The organism is Corynebacterium sp. HMSC08C04 (assembly GCF_001807495.1).
GTDB lineage: Bacteria > Actinomycetota > Actinomycetes > Mycobacteriales > Mycobacteriaceae > Corynebacterium > Corynebacterium simulans.
Window position 1 is genome coordinate 129,788 of record NZ_KV789201.1, and the last position, 15,893, is coordinate 145,680.

Sequence of the window (15,893 nt, forward strand, 5' to 3'; positions counted from 1 at the left end):
GCTCGAGGGCATGTCTGATTCACAAATCGCTTTTCCCGTTTCGGTCTACGCGCAGCGTCTTAAGCATGCGCAAGAAGTCGCCGCAGAAAAGGGGATTGACCTCCTTATTCTCGGTACCGGCGCAGACTTTGCCTACCTCACCGGCTCGTGGGTTTCTTCCCACGAACGCCTGACCGCACTGGTCTTGCGCCCGGACGCCGCGCCTTTTATCGTTGCCCCTGCAACCGATATTGAGACGCTGAATGCTTCCCCTGTCGCAGAGCTGGGCATCGAACTGCGCGGCTGGCAAGATGGCGAAAATCCTTATGAGCTGGCCTGCGATTCCTTTGCACAGCAGCAGGACGGCGCTGCGGGCACAGTGGACGAAGGGAACAAAGCGCCCACTATTGCGCTGGGCGCCTCCCTGACCGCCGATCATGTGCTGCGCTTGCAGGATGGGCTGCGCGCCAATTCTTCTGCGCAACCGCAGTATGTACTGGCCACCTACGCATTGGCTGAGCTTTTCACCCGCAAGGATGACGCCGAGATCAAGGAGCTGGCGAAGGCGGGCTCAGCTATCGACGCCGTGCATAACGCCGTGCCGGAGCTGCTTAAGCCTGGCCGCACCGAGGCCGACGTCGCCGCGGATCTGCGTGAGCTGATCCTGCGCGAGCATGTCGAGATCGACTTCATCATCGTTGGTTCTGGCCCGAATGGCGCGAACCCGCATTATGACTACGGCGACCGCGTGCTCACCGAAGGCGAGCCGGTGGTCGTCGACATCGGAGGAACCTTGCCTTCCGGGTACCACTCCGACACCACCCGCACCTACGTCGTCGGCGGCGACGTTACCGCGGCACCGCAAGACTTCCAGAAAGCTTATGCAGTACTAGAGCGTGCCCAGGCTGCCGGACGCGCTGCAGCCAAGCCCGGTGCCACCGCGCAGGATGTAGACCGCGCCACCCGCTCCATCATCGAAGAGGCGGGCTATGGCGAGTACTACACCCATCGCACCGGTCACGGCATTGGGCTTTCCACTCACGAGGAGCCTTTCATCATGGAAGGCAACGAGCTCGTGCTGGAGGAAGGCATGGCCTTTTCCATTGAGCCGGGCATCTACATTCCGGGCAAATGGGGCATGCGCTTGGAGGACATCGTTTACACCACTGCGGATGGTTACGAGTCCCTGAACAAGGCTCCGCGGGAGCTGCGCTAGATGGCAGGGGTTTTGATCTTGGGCGGTCGCAGCGACATCGCCGGCGAGATTGCGCTGCGCCTTGCGCCGGGAAATGAACTGGTGCTGGCCGCCCGTGGCCTGCACGGCCTTGACGAGCGCGTCGCCACGCTTCGCGCCGCGGGTGCCACCGAAGTACATACGCTAGATTTCGACGCCACCCAGGTAGAAAAGCATCGCGACCTCGTACACGCGGCGCAGCGCTGCCTCGGCGAGAGCGAAGAACTCAAAACGGCAGTAGTCGCGTTCGGCATCTTGGGCGAGCAAGAACGCGCGGAGCATGACGAAGCACACGCATTCGATATCGCACTGGTGGACTATGCCGCTCAGGTGTCCATGCTTACGGTCTTAGCTGATGAGATGAAGTCCGGACACATCGTCGCTTTTTCTTCGATTGCCGGATGGCGCGCGCGCCGCGCGAACTATGTTTATGGTTCCACCAAGGCTGGTCTAGACGCCTTTTGCCAGGGACTGGCAGATCGCTTGCACGGTGGTCCGCTCGCGCTAATCACTGCTCGCCCGGGCTTCGTGATTGGCTCCATGACCACTGGTATGAAGCCGGCGCCGTTATCAGTGACTCCCGACGTCGTGGCAGATGCCGTCGTGGATTCCATCACGGCAGATGAAGGCCGCATGCCCCGCAGCCGCACGCTTTGGATTCCTCGCGCTTTGCAGGCTCTGGCATGGGTCATGCGGCTTGTACCACGTCCTATCTGGCGGCATATGCCGCGTTAGACGCAGCGTTGAGAATTCGCTGCCGAGTTTAGCTTGTAGCCAAGCCAAACTGCGTGGCCAATAGGAGCGCTTAAAAGCTGTAGAGATCCGGCGAATTGATGTCGAAGATGAACCCGCGTGGCGCAAGAACTCGCAGGACCACTTCGGCATCGCCTTCCGCGATGTCGTGGAAGATAAGTCCCTGCCACGGGGTGACGGTAATCGGGGCATCGAGACGACCAATCAGATCCGCAAACTCTGCCGGGATGATTCCTTTGTGAAGGCCCGCGCCAAGGTCCACGATGCCTTCGCGAGTATGCTCAGCCAGCCAACCGATTGGCAGCGCCGGGCGCTCGCCCTCAAAAGCCCCACGGTCGTGTTGGGCCTCGCCGGAGCCATGTGCCGCGGTAGCTGAAAGGGTATCGCTTTCTTCCAGCGCCTGGACTAGCGCTGGCACTAGCTCCTCGATGCTAAAAACATCTTCATCTAGTGCGCCGGCTTTAATCAGGCGCGCGCTATTTTCGCCCTCCAGCATCGCGCCAAAGTCCAGCCCCTCATGCAAGATGTCGCCATGGCCGCCGTCGACGCCGAGGCGCAGGTTTGCCGCAGCATCCAAGCTTTCTACTACTGCTGCGATATCGCGTGCCACGGCACGAGCAGCGGGAGATAGAGGAGAGGCCAGCACCGGCCTAGTACCTGCCAGCAAACCCGGGGCGCTAACGCGCGCCAACAGCTCTTGCTGATCATGCACGCCGCGTAGCTCCAGTGCGGCGCCTTCTACCAAGTACACATTCCCATCGGCCAAATCTTGAGCCAGGGCTGCAATCTCTACCCAGTCGGCAGCGGTGGTCGAGCCTGCGACCGGAACAAAGCGTGCGATGGTGCCGAAGGTAGCGTCGTCAAGCAGCAGCGGCGCGCCATGAGGGGCGCCCTGCGGTGATTCTTGGGGCGGAGTGTGGGGCAAATCAGTCATGGCTGCGATCTTAACTTTCCTCGCCCCACCGCCAATATTCGCGTCTGCCAAGGAGTGTTGGCCGCACCCGCGAAGTTTGCAGATAGGTAGGGTAGAAGCCATGCCTTTTGTTCTGTTTATCGCCTATGTTTTGCTCGAGTCCGTCGCCTTTTGGGCCGTGACTAAATGGCTAGGCATCTTGGGCGCGGTGCTGGCGCTTTTTATCACCATGTTCTTCGGCATGACCATTGCCGCATGGGAAGTTCGCCGCATCATGCGTCGTCAGGTGGTCCGCGGCGAAGATGGCATTTATTACATGGACGGCAAGCAGGCGGGAAAGACCGCAGGCAACGTGGGACTCACGCTGGCAGGAGGCATGCTCTTATCGATGCCAGGCTTTGTGTCCACCATTGTGGGTGCGTTGCTGATCTTCGCGCCTACCCGTTCCCTGGCGCGCACTATCCTCGCAGCGTCGATGGTGCGCAAGATTGAGCACATGGGTACCCGCATCTTCGAAGCCAGCCCCATGGCACAGCACCACGATTCTTATGGCAGCTTCGGCGGATTCGATGGCTTCAAGACAAACAATGGCTCTAACGCGCGGAATCCTTTCCAGGAGGGCTCGGCAGAGGTCCTTGACGAGGAAGAGATCCGCAAGTGGAGCGAGAATCTCAGTCCGGATGATTTCACAGGCGGTGGATCTGGTTCTGCGGGGGATTCCGCGAAGTAATGAAGCACCTTTTAATCCGCCTGACGCTAGCCTGCCTGTCGGGCGGTCTTACTTTTCTAGCCGTCCAGCCACTCAGCTGGTGGCCGATGGGAATCCTAGGCATTGCGTTGCTCTATGGCGTGCTCACGCCGTGGGGGAGTAATGCCCCTACTTTGCGCGCCGGCGCCGGTTTCGCGTTTGCACATGGATTCGTGCTCTACCTGCTCACGCTGCCATGGATCGGCGAATTGGTGGGCAATTTTCCCTACGTCGCCTTGGCGTTTTGGTTAGCACTATACAGCCTGCTGCTGGGCATGGGCGGCACCGCATTAGCGCGACATAAAACGGGGTTTATCTTCTTTGCGTTCTTCTACGTCGCCGTTGAGATGCTGCGTTCGAGCGTTCCCTTCGGCGGTTTTTCCTGGGTGCGTCTGGCTTGGGGGCAGATCGACGGGCCGCTTGCGAACCTCGCACCGCTAGGCGGGCCTGCGCTTATCACCTTCGCCACGGTGCTAATGGCGTCCGGCCTCGTAGGGATGATTCGATCTCGCGGTAAGTTGCGTGCGGGGGCTGCCGCTGCTGTCATCCTTCCGCTTATCGTTGGGTTCGCTGCAGGCAGTCTTGTTAATCGCCCAAGCAAAACAGTAGGTGAGGTCAACGTTGCAGCGATCCAGGGCAACGTTCCGCGCATGGGGCTGGACTTTGCCGCGCAGCGCCGTGCGGTGTTGGAAAACCACGTGCGGGTAACCAAAGAGGCCGCCGCGGCAGGCAAGCCGGTGGACATGGTTGTTTGGCCGGAGAATTCTTCCGACGTAAACCCATTTGAGGACGCCCAAGCTAGCGCGCTTATCGACGCCGCGGTGCGCGCCATCAAGGCCCCCATTCTCGTGGGCACGCTGACCGAGGACGCAGTGGGTTCACGCAATACCATGCAGGTCTTTAAGGCGGATGGGGAAGTAGGAGAGCACCACTACAAAAAGTATCTGCAGCCTTTCGGCGAGACCATGCCGATGCGTACTTTCTTCCGCAAGATCACCGACTTGGTGGATTTGGCCGGTGATTTCAAGGCCGGCGATGGCCCCGGCGTGGTCCACATGAACAATGTATTGGTTGGGGTGGCTACCTGTTACGAGGTTTCTTTCGACCAAGCCTTCCGCAGCTCGATTCGCAATGGGGCGCAGATTCTTACGACGCCGACGAATAACGCCACCTTCGGATACTCCGACATGACCTATCAGCAGTTGGCCATGAGCCGCCTGCGCGCCATGGAGACCGACCGCGCGGTTGTGGTGGCGGCGACCTCCGGCGTCTCCGCCATCATCGCCCCAGATGGCACGGTGAGCCAACAGAGCGAAATTTTTGAGCCCAAGTATCTGATTGAGACGCTTCCGCTGCGCGAGGGGACGACGATCGCTGTAAGGTTTGGTTCGCTCCTGCAATGGCTGATGGTTATCATTGGTACAGTCAGCGCGTTGTGGGCTCTTCGCTCATTGCGGAAGAAACCTTGTTTAAGCGCGCCACACAGAAACTCTGCCGTCTTAGCGGCAGCAAACAAAGAGGAGCTTTAAAAACGTGAGCAACACCCACGCTTCCACCTTGGTTATCATCCCGACTTATAACGAGATCGAAAACCTTCCGCTAATCACCGGACGCGTCCGCAAGGCAACGCCAGAGGTCAACATCCTCATCGTTGACGATAATTCTCCCGACGGCACCGGTGAAGCAGCAGATAAGCTCGCAGCTGAAGACGAAAAGCTGCACGTCTTACACCGTGAGGGGAAAGGTGGCCTGCTGGGTGCCTATATCGCCGGCTTTAAGTGGGGTCTAGAGCGCGACTACCAGGTTCTCTGTGAGATGGACGCTGACGGCTCTCACGCACCGGAGCAACTGCACCTGCTGCTCTCTGAGATCGACAAGGGCGCTGATCTGGTAATCGGCTCCCGCTACATCCCAGGCGGCGAGACCGTCAACTGGCCGGCTTCCCGCGAGTACCTGTCTCGCCTGGGCAATATCTACATCTCAGTGGCTCTGGGTGCAGGCCTGTCCGATATGACTGCAGGCTACCGCGCATTCAGCCGCGAGCTGCTCGAGTCCATCGACTTCGAAGACTTGTCTAAGGCTGGCTACATCTTCCAGGTAGATCTTGCTTTCCGAGCCGTCAAGGATGGCTGGGATGTACGCGAGGTGCCAATCACCTTCACCGAGCGCGAGTACGGCGAGTCTAAGCTTGACGGCTCCTTCGTTAAGGATTCACTGATGGAGGTAACCAAGTGGGGCGTCGCGCATCGCTCTGAGCAGGTTAAGGATTTCGCCGGTGAGGTAGGAAACATCGCATCCTACACCTACCGCCACAGCAACATCCCGGGCTTGGGTGCCAAGGTCAAGGAAGGCTTTGCCTGGACCGGTGACTTCGCAGACGAGGTCAAGGCTCTGCTCAAGCACCAGTTCGGCAACTCCAAGTAGTACACCAAGTACTTCGTCGGGCTAAGCCCGCAAAATCGGCCTGTGAGTTTCTCCTTTAACACTTAGATTTAATATCTAGGAGAGCTGACAGGCCGCTTTCTTATTTTTACTTAGTTGCGTTCATCCGCTGCAGAAGGCCGCACTAGCCCTGGTTCTGGTTCTCCTGCTGTTCCTTGAGCAGGCGAGCGGCAGAACGACGGCGGGAGCGCAGGTTCTCAATGCGCTCGCTGAGAAGCTCATCCAGCTCCTCAATGGAGCGGCGCTCACGCAGCATATCCCAGTGGGTGCGTGGCGGCTTAGCTGGCTTGGACTCAACGCCTTCGCCCTCAATCAGGGTGCCAAGCTTACCGTTCTTGCACATCCACTCCTCAGGAATTTCCGCATCATCTGCGAAAGGAACTTCGTAGATGTCACCGTCTTCGGTACGGTACTTGACCATCTGGCGTGGTGCGAGATCGTGGTCACGGTCCGTCTCGTAGCTGACGGCGCCCATGCGGCTACCACGGAGTACGCGATCTGCCATGCAACATCATCCTTTTCATAAAGTGTGCTTGGAAGGGTAGACATACATCACCCAAGAAACTAACAGTATAACGAAGTGCTCCGCGGGTTTGTTCCCACCCCGGGATAAATGGACTAAGGTGTATCAGGTGATCCGTCAAGCTACCCGCGACCGCGCCCAAGCCACATGCCAATGGTGCGGCAAGGAGATCCCGCAAGGAGGGCGCGGACGCCCTCGTAAATTCTGCAGCCCATCTTGCAAACAACGAGCATACGAGCAGCGCAACAACGTCTCTGGAACCTCGATTCCGAAAGACGCTGTCATCATGACGCCCGAACGCGCTGACGCGCTTCGCGACGGCCTGTTTGAGCTGCGTTGCTCCGCAGAGGACATCGGGATTGCCGCACAGGAAGGCGCGGACGCTAAAGAGCTTCAACAGCTGTGCACGGAGCTTGTCACTCTGGCACGCCGGCTCGAGGAATTGAGGTAAGGACAAATGCAGAAACTTCTACGTAACCGCAAGCTGGTCATCTCCATTTTCGTGGTGCTGATCCTCATTGCAACCTTGGTGGCGCTTGGCCCGCTGTTTTACTCGATCTACATGGGTCGTGGTGTAGAGACCAAGCCTGTCGACGCCGCACATACCAAGCCAGCAAGCACTGAACTAGACGGCAATTGGCACGTTATTGCTGGTACGCCGCATAATTTCACCTCAGTTGGCTTCAGCATCGACGAAATCCTACCTGCTGAGAAAACCCGCACCTCGGGTTCCACCAAGGAAGTTGAAGGTCAGGCAGTAATCAAGGACCAAAAGGTTGAAGAAGGCACAATCGTTGTCGATATGACCAGCCTGACCACGGATAAGAAGGTCCGCGACCAGAATATGAAGGACAAGCTCTTCATCACGCGCGAGTACCCGGAGGCCAGCTTCAAGCTGACGGAGCCCGCTGACTTGTCGAACGTTCCTGAGGACGGCTCGGTGGCCAAGGTGACGCTGACAGGCGAGCTTACTATTAAGGACAAGACGAAGAAGGTTAGTGAAGACTTTGACGTTGTCCGTGACGACAAGACGATTGTCCTGGGCGGCAACATTCCAGTGAACCGACTGGATTATGGAATTGAGACACCAGAACTAATCGCCGCAAAGATCGCCGAAGAAGGCGAAGTTAATATCCGCGTAACGCTCGAGAAGTAGAAAATCAGATAGTGATGAACTCCAAGCATCTGATTCCGATCATCTGGTTCAGGCTCGTCGTGCTGATTGGCTTTGGCATATTCGTCGGCATCCAACAGATGTGGTTGTTGCTCGGCGTTGCAGTCTTATTGGGATGTCTGACGGGGTTCCAATTGTTTAACGCATACAAACGCCAGTAACGGAAACACCACCGCTTAAAGTCACAGTTACTTTAAACGGTGGTGTAAGTGTATGCCGGCCAACCGCGAAAATGGCGGGCGATCCTGTTTATCCATATCGATAAATGTCCGATAATGTACATTATGTCATTTCAGACAGGGCTGGCCAATCTCCCATCTAACCGGCAGGCACAGAAACCTCGTCTGCCTCCCTCCGTGCACTAGAGTCAGACTCACCGACAGTCTCGGCATCACCTCCGGGTCCGCTTTCTCCCGGCAAAGGCTTGCGGCGAACCAGCGCCGCGAACACGGCGCCAGTAATGTTCGCCCACACCGCAGCAACGACGCCAGGCAACGCAGCCTCCGGCGTAAAGAACTGAAGCGCTAATGCTGACGCCAGACCCCGTGGTCATCCAAGGGCTATAAAGAGGGTTTTGCCTACCAAGCCACCAAGATCGTGCGCGATCTATGGCAGTGGTCCGACGAAGGCGCGCTGCCGATCATTGTCGATGCCGCCAGCTGCACTCATGGCTTGCTCGACAACGTGCCAGAGGCGCTTGCCGACGCCGAGCTAAAACTGTGGGATCAGCTGCGCATCATGGATGTTGTGGAATGGCTGCGCGATGAAGTGGCCCCTCACCTGCCGATCGTGCACTCTATGGGCAAGATCGCAGTCCATCCGACGTGTTCTACCCACCACATGGGTATCAGCGATGACCTCGTTGCTCTGGCCGGACTCTGCGGCGAAGCCAAGGTGCCAGAGGGCGCCATGTGTTGCGGCTCCGCTGGTGACCGCGTCATGCTGCACCCGGAGCTGGTGGAATCTGCCACCCGCGAGGAGCGAACCAGCCTGGAGGCGGAAGACTTCGATGCCTTCGTCTCCGACAACCGCACCTGTGAGATGGGCCTAGAGATGATCTCCGGCAAGGCCTACGACTCAATCGCGGTACTGCTCGAACGGGCTTCGCGCCCAGTGGTCACGCCTTAACGGCGGCCACCACGGTGGCGGTGGGTGGCCGTGAGTTGCACGGCATCCACCTGGCCGAGCTCCAGCAAAGCCTGGCGCAGCGCAAACTGGAAAGTCCACAGGCGGCGGAACACAGGATCGAAACCTGCCGCCGCGGCTTCGCGTAGATGACCATCGAAGTAGCTGCGCTGCTCGCGTAGCGATTCCACGTAGTGACCGCCCACGTGCGTCTGCGCGACGATGCGCAGATTCGAGTTGCGGTCGAAGAGCTTGTGCGTTTCCTCGAGCGTTGGGTAATCCAGACCGGGCCAGACATAGGCGCGCAGCACCTGTAACGCCGAACGGGCAGCCGGGGTCATCGTCTCGGTAGCGAAAGTCGAGGTGAGCGCGACCCTACCCTCTGGGATCAGAGAGCGATCCAGCATCCCCACGAAGCGCTTACGCTCTGCGGGCGTAAGCAGCTCTAGCTTTTCCACGCTGACGATCGCGTCGTAGCGACCACGCCATTGTTTCGGATGCGGCACGGTGTCATCGATCTGCTGAATCTGTACCGAATCTGCCGCGCCCTCGAGCACTAGGGTTTCGTTGAAGTCCTCGACTTGCTCGGCGTCGGCAGTCAGCACGTCCACCGTCGCCCGCCTGTTGACTGCTTCGACAGCCACATTCATTCCGGCTGCGGGATAAACCAGCAGATGAGTGCCGGCGCCGGTGCACGTGGCGTCGAGAAGCCATTGCGCAGCACGCTTTTGGCCATCCTTTAGGTCGGTGCGGTCCACCGCAGTCGGCTCACTAACGTGAGTGACGTCAACGAAGTGCTCCTTAGGTTCCTTGCGGCCAGCCTGTGGACTAAAGCTAGGCACAGCCTCCCGGACCGTCGTCGGAACGCCGCTGGCAAAGATGCCGCCCGAATGGGTATAGCCATCACCGGCATAAAGACGCACCAATTCCACGGGTAGCTCACCCGGGGTGGAATGCTCGACCTCGAGCTCGCGCGCCTTCGGGCGATAATTCGCACGCAGCAGTCCACGCAAAACCTTGACCAGCTTGTCAGAGTCAGCGGTGGTCCACTCGCCCGCCAGATAAGACTCCGCGAATCCAAGCCAGCCGGTGGCTGCGATGCGAATGAAGAGGGCGTCGTGCAACACGGAAAGGTCTGGTCCGCCCTCTGCCTTAGATTCAGGGTCCAGATCCAACTCCGCGAGATCACAGGCCTTGGCGAATTCCGCCTCCGCACGCCGGGCTTTAAAACGTGCAAAGCTCACCGCCGGAAGCGTCGCTACGCTCGGCCACTGATTGGCATCGATGGTGGCTAGATGTGGAAAATCACCCATTGGTCCGGTTATCTCCTTGGCAAACGTCTACGTGCACAAAGGCTTCCAATTAACCCTAGTGTGAAAAGCCCACCTAGATGCGCCGCCATGCCGAAGAAGAAGCTGTTTAACCTACATAAAGTATGCATGTACGGTGACTAGGGTTTAGACTGATTCGGTACAAAATTTTTCGCTTTCTTAGGAAGGTATCTCCCCACTATGGCTGAAACCCCTTACCGCCCTGCAGGCGGACGCCACCATGTAGTCGTCATCGGCGCCGGCTTCGGCGGCCTCAATGCAGTTCAGCAGCTGAAGAACGCTGACGTTGAGATCACCCTGATTGATAAGAAGAACCATCACCTTTTCCAGCCGATGCTGTACCAGGTAGCCACCGGCATGATTTCCGCCGGCGAGATTGCTCCTTCCACCCGTCAGCTTCTGCGCAACCAGGCCAACGCTCACTTCGTCAACGGCGAAGTCACCGACATCAATCTGGAAGGCCAGACCGTTACCGCTGAGCTTGAGGGCTTCCAGCGTACCTTCGCCTACGATTCCCTCGTCGTCGCCGCTGGCGCTGGGCAGTCCTACTTCGGCAACGATCACTTCGCTGAGTTCGCTCCGGGTATGAAGACCCTGGATGACGCACTGGAGCTGCGTTCCCGAATCGTCTCCGCCTTCGAAAAGGCCGAGTTCGTTGACGACCCAGCTGAGCGCGAGCGTCTCCTGACCTTCGTCATCGTCGGCGCCGGCCCAACTGGTGTTGAGTTGACCGGCCAGATCGCCGAGCTGGCTAACCGCACTCTGCGTGACCAGTACTCCAACTACGGCACCACCAGCGCCAAGATCTACCTGCTTGATGGCGCACCGCAGGTTCTTCCGCCATTCGGCAAGCGCTTGGGCCGCAAGGCGCAGCGCACCCTGGAACGTCTCGGCGTCGATGTGCGTCTGAACGCCATGGTCACCGACGTCACCGAGGACGCCGTCACTTACAAGAACATGAAAAACGACGAAGTCGTCACCATTGAGGGCGCAACCAAGATTTGGTCCGCTGGTGTGGCCGCTTCCCCACTGGGCAAGATGGTTGCTGACCAGGCAGGCGTCGAAGCAGACCGCGCTGGCCGTGTCTCCGTCAACGATGATCTGACCGTGGGCCAGCACTCCAACGTCTACATGGTCGGCGACATGATCTCCCTGAACCGCCTGCCTGGCGTGGCGCAGGTTGCGATCCAGGGTGGCGCACACGTGGCCAAGCTCATCAAGGCAAAGGTCGACGAGGAGTCCACCGCCAACGAGCGCGAGGCATTCGAGTACTTCGACAAGGGCTCCATGGCCGTCATCTCCCGCTTCAACGCGGTTGTGAAGATGGGCAAGACCGAGTTCGACGGCTTCCCGGCTTGGGTTTCCTGGATGGGACTGCACATCATGTACGTCCTTGGCTTCCGCAACCGCACCACCGTCGCGGTGAACTGGATCCAGAACATGATCTCCCGCGACCGCGGCAACCTCGAAATCACCGAGCAGCAGCGCATCGCTCGCAACTTCATCAACAAGAACAAGTAAGCCCAAATAAGCCACTGTTCTAGCAGTTGCAGCTATCCCCCGCACAACCACCAAACCACCTGGTGTGCGGGGGATTTTGTGTCCTTGATCTCGTTTCTGCGCAACCACACCCGAAGACGCGTGACGGGTGGTTGTATAAGAAATGTATCTACCCCTTCTCTCCTTACAAGGACGGTTCTCTATGCCTACTTCCTTGCTCAACATGGTCCCGCAGATTCTGGCCGGCCTTCTCACTCTCATCCTGACTCTCGTCGGCATTTTCACCGGCGGTTCAGTGGGCTCCAGCTCCAATGCACCGCAGCCAGGCGATACCTCGGTTACGAGCCCTAGCAACGGAAACTTCGACGTGGCAGCGGATCAAACCCGCGTCTTCAACGAACTCAACAAGTACCGCGCACAGTATGGTTTGACGGCGGTAAAGCGCTCCACCACGATGGATCAGCGCGCTCAGGATTGGGCAAACTATCTTGCTGAGACCGGCCAGTTCTACCACGACCCCAAGTTCAATGAACGCGAAAACATTGCGATCATCATGACCAATGATGTGTCCGAAGCCGTCTGGAACAGCTGGCACAATTCCAGCGGCCACCGCGCCAACATGCGCGCTGACGATGCCAAGTACGCAGGCCATGGCGTAGCTATCATGAAGAGCGGCAAATTCAAGGGCCAGAAAGTCATTGTTCAAAAGATCTCTGACGTTGCAGTACCGAATACTAGGGCATAGTCCGCATTAGGTTGATGCATTGTCCAGCTCCCACAACGCCGTGGGAGCTGGACTCTTCTTTTGTCGATGCATCTGAACTCCGCAACATTGCGTGATAATAGACGGGGCCTCCAACGCACTACCTGCCGATAAACTAGGCAAACCGCCTTCGTGCACTCCCAGTCTTTGTTAATCTCACTTCTACAACAAGGGGTGCCGCAGGCCTGCGGCTGAGATTAGACCCTTAGAACCTGCACTTAGTTAGCACTAGCGAAGGGATAGTTGTGAAGAATTCTCATCCACGGGGTAGTTTGCCGCGCGTATTGACCATTGCGGGCACCGATCCGACAGGCGGCGCCGGCGTCCAAGCGGACTTGAAGGCGTTTATGGCTGCGGGTGCTTATGGCATGTCCGTGGTAACGGCGCTGGTGGCGCAAAATACGCAGGGCGTGCGCTCGGTGCACACGCCGCCGCTGGAGTTCCTACAGGCCCAGTTGGACGCAGTGCTTGACGACGTCACGGTTGACGCCGTCAAGATCGGCATGCTCGGCAATGCAGATATCACCGCCTCCGTGGAAAAGTTTCTAGACCAGCTAGCACCTTCCACGCCGGTTGTTCTCGACCCAGTCATGGTCGCAACGAGTGGCGATCGCCTCTTGGACGAGCAAGCTGAGGCCGCAGTGCGGCAGCTGTGCAGCAAGGCCACCGTGATTACGCCGAACTTGAAGGAGCTCGCGGTGCTCACAGATACTCCGCAGGCCCAGACCTTCGAGGAGGCTACGGTCATCGCCCAGCGCTGGGCTGCTGATACCGGCACTGCCGTCATCGTCAAAGGCGGCCACCTGCCATCCGGCGATGCAGGAAACGCTGCTGTAAGCGCGGACGGCGTCTTAGTGCAGGTATCGAGCCCGCGCGTAGAGACCAAGAACACCCACGGCACCGGCTGCTCACTGTCTTCGGCACTGGCAGCACGATTGGGCGCCGGCGAAGATCTAGCAGAGGCTCTGGAATGGTCCACCACCTGGCTGCACGAGGCGATTGCCAATGCGGATGCCCTAAACGTAGGAAAAGGCCACGGCCCGGTGGACCATGGCCATATGCTGCGACGCCTCGCAGGGCTTTCATAGCAGCTCGTATCAGCTACTCAAGCGCGTTTAGAGAAGGTCAGCGCCCGGGCGCGTGAGAACCGCCACCAGGAAGGTGGAGCTTTCCTTGAAGACCTTCATATCCCACGAGGAGAAAAGGAAATCAACGCGGAAGCCCACCTCCTTAGCTAAGGTCAGGAAGTCATCGAATGCCCAGCCGCGGCCCTCACCAAAACCGACGACAAAACGGCCGTCGGAATGCAGCGAGTTGTAGATATTGCGCAGGGCTGCCTCACGGCCATCTACTGCCAGGAAGGTCATGACGTTACCTGCAGATACCGCTAGGTCGAAATCGCCTTCGGGAATCTCGTCTTCAGACAAGTCGCCGACTACCCACTGGCCATCCGGAAAGTCATGCTCGGCATGCGAAATCAGGATCGGGTCCACGTCGACGCCCACCACCGTGTGGCCGCGGCCCACCAACTCGCCGCCTAGGCGGCCCGTGCCACAGCCGGCGTCGAGGATGCGAGAGCCACGTTCCACCATGGCGTCGGCAAGCCGTGCTTCACCATGGATGTCTTTGCCCTGCGCAGCAAGCATCTTCCATTTGCGTGCGAAATTCTCCGAGTGCGCGGGGTTAGCTGCGGTTACTTCTTTCCAGGTAGGCATGAAAACTAGTATATGCCCTAAGCAGTGTAGGATTTAGCCGCTAAGTAAAACTGCCTGCCGAACCTGTTTTGGCGCGCAAACGTTATAGAAGTGAAGGAGGCTGAAACGATGCCGTCTGTCCCGTCGCCCTTTAGGCCACGCAAGAGAAACGATCCTCCCAGTTCCTCCCGCACCTTCTCCGTTCCAGCTGAGCGCGCGATAGAACACTGCCGTGTCTTCGTCGACGGCGAGGCACTACCGGGCGAGTTCACCCCTCACTCCGCACTCCGGACCGTCGAGGAATATGGCCGCGGATTCGTTTGGGTGGGTCTGCATGAGCCTTATGAATCCCAGATGACGAAGGTCGCTTCCGAGTTCGGTATTCACGAGCTGATTGTGGAAGACGCCGTTCAGGCGCACCAGCGTCCCAAGCTGGAGCGCTATGATGACCAGCTCTTCGTCGTCGCACGCTCGGTTAACTACCGCGACCACGATGAGGTTGCCGATAAGCGCCAGATCATCTCCACTGGTGAGGTCCAGATGATTTTGGGCAACAACTTCATCATTACGGTGCGCCACTCGGCTAAGCTGCCCAATCTCGCCTACACCGTGCAGGACGAGCAGGACTTGGTTGAGCTCGGCCCGGTAGCCATGGCCTGGAAGATTCTGGATATGTTGGTGGACCGCTACTCCGAGATCGTTCGCCTCATCGCAATAGAGATCGATGAGATCGAGGAAGAGGTCTTTACCCCACAGACCAAGTTCAACATCGACAGGATCTACATGTTTAAGCGTGAGATCTTGGAGATGAAGCACGCCATTGACCCGCTTTCGGTAGCGCTAAAGGCCATGACCAATGACCACAAGGATCTCATCTCCAAGCAGATCCGTTCCTACCTGCGCGACGTCAACGACCACGAGCTCGTGGTCAAGGACCAGGTTGCGGGCTTCGACGAGCGCTTAACCTCGCTTATCGACGCCTCCGTTGCCAAGGTGACCATGCAGCAAAACAGCGACATGCGCACCATCTCCGCGGTGGTCGGCATGTGGGCTGCTCCTACCCTGGTCGCCGGCATCTACGGCATGAACTTCGATGTCATGCCGGAACTGCACTGGGCCGGTGGCTACTTCATAGCGCTAGGCCTGATGGTACTCGTGGTCGCGGTCATGTGGTGGTGGTTCCGCCGCAACCACTGGCTCTAAACCTGGTTAGCCGGTAATCATCGTGCGCAGGTTAGTTCGCGCGACAAGTTTTCCGGCGTGGTGCATTTCAATGCACCACACGTGGGTACGCCGGCCGACATGGACCGGCGTGGCCACGGCCTCAATCAGCCCCTCTGAGACTGGGCGGAGAAAATCCGTGCTGTTGTTAATGCCCACGACCGGTGCAGCGGCGTTGATGAATGACGCGATAGAGCCTACGGACTCACCGATAGAGCAATACAGCCCGCCGTTGGCCACGCCCCACGGCTGGTGGTGCTGAGGCTTTACCTCAAGCTGCGCGCGCACCTCGTCCTTGGATACCGCGGTAAATTCGATACCGAGCAGCGCGCCCAAGCCACTGTTATGGCTATTAAAAAGCGCGACTTCTTCTGCAGTTAAAACACGCTCCTGCGCAGTCTGTGCCAGCTTGTTCATCAGTTCGTAGATGTTTAAGCTTTCTTCGCTCATGCCATGACAGAGTAGCTGCAAACTCTGACGTAGGATAGAGCCC

At 58.4% G+C, this 15,893-nt stretch carries 18 protein-coding genes, 1 pseudogene and 1 riboswitch; of the genes and pseudogenes, 13 read left to right on the forward strand and 6 right to left on the reverse strand.

Features of this window, described 5'->3' with window-relative positions; all coding sequences use genetic code 11:
- The first annotated feature begins 10 nt into the window (after positions 1-10).
- Positions 11-1,195, forward strand: a complete 1,185-nt coding sequence (locus tag HMPREF3169_RS02935) for a M24 family metallopeptidase (RefSeq protein WP_070455635.1) — start codon at positions 11-13, stop codon at positions 1,193-1,195.
- A complete protein-coding gene (locus HMPREF3169_RS02940) occupies positions 1,196-1,948 on the forward strand; it encodes an SDR family oxidoreductase (protein WP_070455636.1) in 753 nt (250 codons plus the stop codon).
- 70 nt (positions 1,949-2,018) lie between these two features.
- Here the strand turns inward: HMPREF3169_RS02940 and HMPREF3169_RS02945 are convergent, their stop codons facing one another.
- Entirely contained in the window at positions 2,019-2,900 is an 882-nt protein-coding gene (locus HMPREF3169_RS02945; RefSeq protein WP_246815586.1) for a hypothetical protein, read from the reverse strand.
- 100 nt (positions 2,901-3,000) lie between these two features.
- On the opposite strand from HMPREF3169_RS02945, the gene HMPREF3169_RS02950 reads away from it, so the two are divergent.
- From HMPREF3169_RS02950 to HMPREF3169_RS02960, 3 genes are read left to right on the forward strand one after another with little or no spacing between them, the layout of a single operon-like run.
- Entirely contained in the window at positions 3,001-3,609 is a 609-nt protein-coding gene (locus tag HMPREF3169_RS02950) for an FxsA family protein (protein WP_062040772.1), read from the forward strand.
- On the forward strand, positions 3,609-5,156 hold the full coding sequence (gene lnt, locus HMPREF3169_RS02955; protein ID WP_070432932.1) for an apolipoprotein N-acyltransferase: 1,548 nt from the start codon (positions 3,609-3,611) through the stop codon (positions 5,154-5,156). The genes HMPREF3169_RS02950 and lnt overlap by 1 nt, the downstream gene beginning before the upstream one ends.
- Before the next feature lie 4 nt (positions 5,157-5,160).
- Positions 5,161-6,051 carry a polyprenol monophosphomannose synthase gene (locus HMPREF3169_RS02960; RefSeq protein ID WP_070432933.1) on the forward strand — a complete coding sequence of 297 codons (891 nt, stop codon included), beginning with the start codon at positions 5,161-5,163 and terminating at the stop codon, positions 6,049-6,051.
- Positions 6,052-6,193: 142 nt separating this feature from the next.
- On the opposite strand, the gene HMPREF3169_RS02965 is transcribed toward HMPREF3169_RS02960, so the two are convergent.
- Complete coding sequence (locus HMPREF3169_RS02965) at positions 6,194-6,574, reverse strand: RNA polymerase-binding protein RbpA (RefSeq protein ID WP_070432934.1); 381 nt, start codon at positions 6,572-6,574, stop codon at positions 6,194-6,196.
- 127 nt (positions 6,575-6,701) lie between these two features.
- On the opposite strand from HMPREF3169_RS02965, the gene HMPREF3169_RS12615 reads away from it, so the two are divergent.
- The 3 genes from HMPREF3169_RS12615 to HMPREF3169_RS13070 are packed head-to-tail and all read left to right on the forward strand — an operon-like array spanning position 6,702 to position 7,927.
- The gene (locus HMPREF3169_RS12615) at positions 6,702-7,043 is read left to right on the forward strand and encodes a hypothetical protein (RefSeq protein WP_235591278.1); all 342 of its coding nucleotides are present in this window, start codon (positions 6,702-6,704) and stop codon (positions 7,041-7,043) included.
- 6 nt (positions 7,044-7,049) lie between these two features.
- Positions 7,050-7,748, forward strand: coding sequence for a YceI family protein (locus HMPREF3169_RS02970; protein WP_070432935.1), 699 nt, complete (start codon positions 7,050-7,052; stop codon positions 7,746-7,748).
- A gap of 11 nt (positions 7,749-7,759) precedes the next feature.
- On the forward strand, positions 7,760-7,927 hold the full coding sequence (locus HMPREF3169_RS13070) for a hypothetical protein (protein ID WP_168162310.1): 168 nt from the start codon (positions 7,760-7,762) through the stop codon (positions 7,925-7,927).
- A gap of 157 nt (positions 7,928-8,084) precedes the next feature.
- Here the strand turns inward: HMPREF3169_RS13070 and HMPREF3169_RS13345 are convergent.
- Positions 8,085-8,309: pseudogene (locus tag HMPREF3169_RS13345) on the reverse strand (hypothetical protein); the annotation flags it as partial.
- Positions 8,310-8,363: 54 nt separating this feature from the next.
- Here HMPREF3169_RS13345 and HMPREF3169_RS13230 point away from each other — a divergent pair.
- Complete coding sequence (locus HMPREF3169_RS13230; protein WP_061922528.1) at positions 8,364-8,894, forward strand: heterodisulfide reductase-related iron-sulfur binding cluster; 531 nt, start codon at positions 8,364-8,366, stop codon at positions 8,892-8,894.
- Here the strand turns inward: HMPREF3169_RS13230 and HMPREF3169_RS02980 are convergent.
- Positions 8,891-10,204 (reverse strand): class I SAM-dependent methyltransferase, encoded by a 1,314-nt coding sequence (locus tag HMPREF3169_RS02980; RefSeq protein WP_061922531.1) that lies wholly within the window; start codon positions 10,202-10,204, stop codon positions 8,891-8,893. The genes HMPREF3169_RS13230 and HMPREF3169_RS02980 overlap by 4 nt on opposite strands.
- 198 nt (positions 10,205-10,402) lie before the next feature.
- On the opposite strand from HMPREF3169_RS02980, the gene HMPREF3169_RS02985 reads away from it, so the two are divergent.
- The 3 genes from HMPREF3169_RS02985 to thiD all read left to right on the forward strand — a co-directional run bounded on the left by HMPREF3169_RS02985 (position 10,403) and on the right by thiD (position 13,573).
- Complete coding sequence (locus HMPREF3169_RS02985; RefSeq protein WP_061922534.1) at positions 10,403-11,743, forward strand: NAD(P)/FAD-dependent oxidoreductase; 1,341 nt, start codon at positions 10,403-10,405, stop codon at positions 11,741-11,743.
- A 181-nt stretch (positions 11,744-11,924) separates the two neighbouring features.
- Complete coding sequence (locus HMPREF3169_RS02990) at positions 11,925-12,467, forward strand: CAP domain-containing protein (protein WP_061922537.1); 543 nt, start codon at positions 11,925-11,927, stop codon at positions 12,465-12,467.
- A gap of 178 nt (positions 12,468-12,645) precedes the next feature.
- Positions 12,646-12,743, forward strand: a riboswitch (TPP riboswitch).
- On the forward strand, positions 12,731-13,573 hold the full coding sequence (thiD, locus tag HMPREF3169_RS02995) for a bifunctional hydroxymethylpyrimidine kinase/phosphomethylpyrimidine kinase (protein WP_061922540.1): 843 nt from the start codon (positions 12,731-12,733) through the stop codon (positions 13,571-13,573). Its footprint overlaps the riboswitch before it by 13 nt.
- 27 nt (positions 13,574-13,600) lie before the next feature.
- Here the strand turns inward: thiD and HMPREF3169_RS03000 are convergent, their stop codons facing one another.
- Complete coding sequence (locus HMPREF3169_RS03000; RefSeq protein WP_061922544.1) at positions 13,601-14,200, reverse strand: class I SAM-dependent DNA methyltransferase; 600 nt, start codon at positions 14,198-14,200, stop codon at positions 13,601-13,603.
- Positions 14,201-14,308: 108 nt separating this feature from the next.
- Between HMPREF3169_RS03000 and corA the strand changes: the two genes are divergently transcribed.
- Complete coding sequence (gene corA, locus HMPREF3169_RS03005) at positions 14,309-15,382, forward strand: magnesium/cobalt transporter CorA (protein ID WP_062040751.1); 1,074 nt, start codon at positions 14,309-14,311, stop codon at positions 15,380-15,382.
- 6 nt (positions 15,383-15,388) lie between these two features.
- Here corA and HMPREF3169_RS03010 read toward each other — a convergent pair whose 3' ends face one another.
- Complete coding sequence (locus tag HMPREF3169_RS03010) at positions 15,389-15,850, reverse strand: PaaI family thioesterase (RefSeq protein ID WP_070455637.1); 462 nt, start codon at positions 15,848-15,850, stop codon at positions 15,389-15,391.
- Positions 15,851-15,893: the final 43 nt, after the last annotated feature.

Coding starts and splice junctions, on each gene's coding strand:
- HMPREF3169_RS02985 (WP_061922534.1), top strand. CDS start 10,403: ATGGCTGAAACCCCTTACCGCCCTGCAGGCGGACGCCACCATGTAGTC.
- lnt (WP_070432932.1), top strand. CDS start 3,609: ATGAAGCACCTTTTAATCCGCCTGACGCTAGCCTGCCTGTCGGGCGGT.
- HMPREF3169_RS02965 (WP_070432934.1), bottom strand. CDS start 6,574: ATGGCAGATCGCGTACTCCGTGGTAGCCGCATGGGCGCCGTCAGCTAC.
- HMPREF3169_RS02970 (WP_070432935.1), top strand. CDS start 7,050: ATGCAGAAACTTCTACGTAACCGCAAGCTGGTCATCTCCATTTTCGTG.
- HMPREF3169_RS02945 (WP_246815586.1), bottom strand. CDS start 2,900: ATGACTGATTTGCCCCACACTCCGCCCCAAGAATCACCGCAGGGCGCC.
- HMPREF3169_RS02950 (WP_062040772.1), top strand. CDS start 3,001: ATGCCTTTTGTTCTGTTTATCGCCTATGTTTTGCTCGAGTCCGTCGCC.
- HMPREF3169_RS02935 (WP_070455635.1), top strand. CDS start 11: ATGTCTGATTCACAAATCGCTTTTCCCGTTTCGGTCTACGCGCAGCGT.
- HMPREF3169_RS03000 (WP_061922544.1), bottom strand. CDS start 14,200: ATGCCTACCTGGAAAGAAGTAACCGCAGCTAACCCCGCGCACTCGGAG.
- HMPREF3169_RS03010 (WP_070455637.1), bottom strand. CDS start 15,850: ATGAGCGAAGAAAGCTTAAACATCTACGAACTGATGAACAAGCTGGCA.
- HMPREF3169_RS02990 (WP_061922537.1), top strand. CDS start 11,925: ATGCCTACTTCCTTGCTCAACATGGTCCCGCAGATTCTGGCCGGCCTT.
- corA (WP_062040751.1), top strand. CDS start 14,309: ATGCCGTCTGTCCCGTCGCCCTTTAGGCCACGCAAGAGAAACGATCCT.
- HMPREF3169_RS02980 (WP_061922531.1), bottom strand. CDS start 10,204: ATGGGTGATTTTCCACATCTAGCCACCATCGATGCCAATCAGTGGCCG.
- HMPREF3169_RS02940 (WP_070455636.1), top strand. CDS start 1,196: ATGGCAGGGGTTTTGATCTTGGGCGGTCGCAGCGACATCGCCGGCGAG.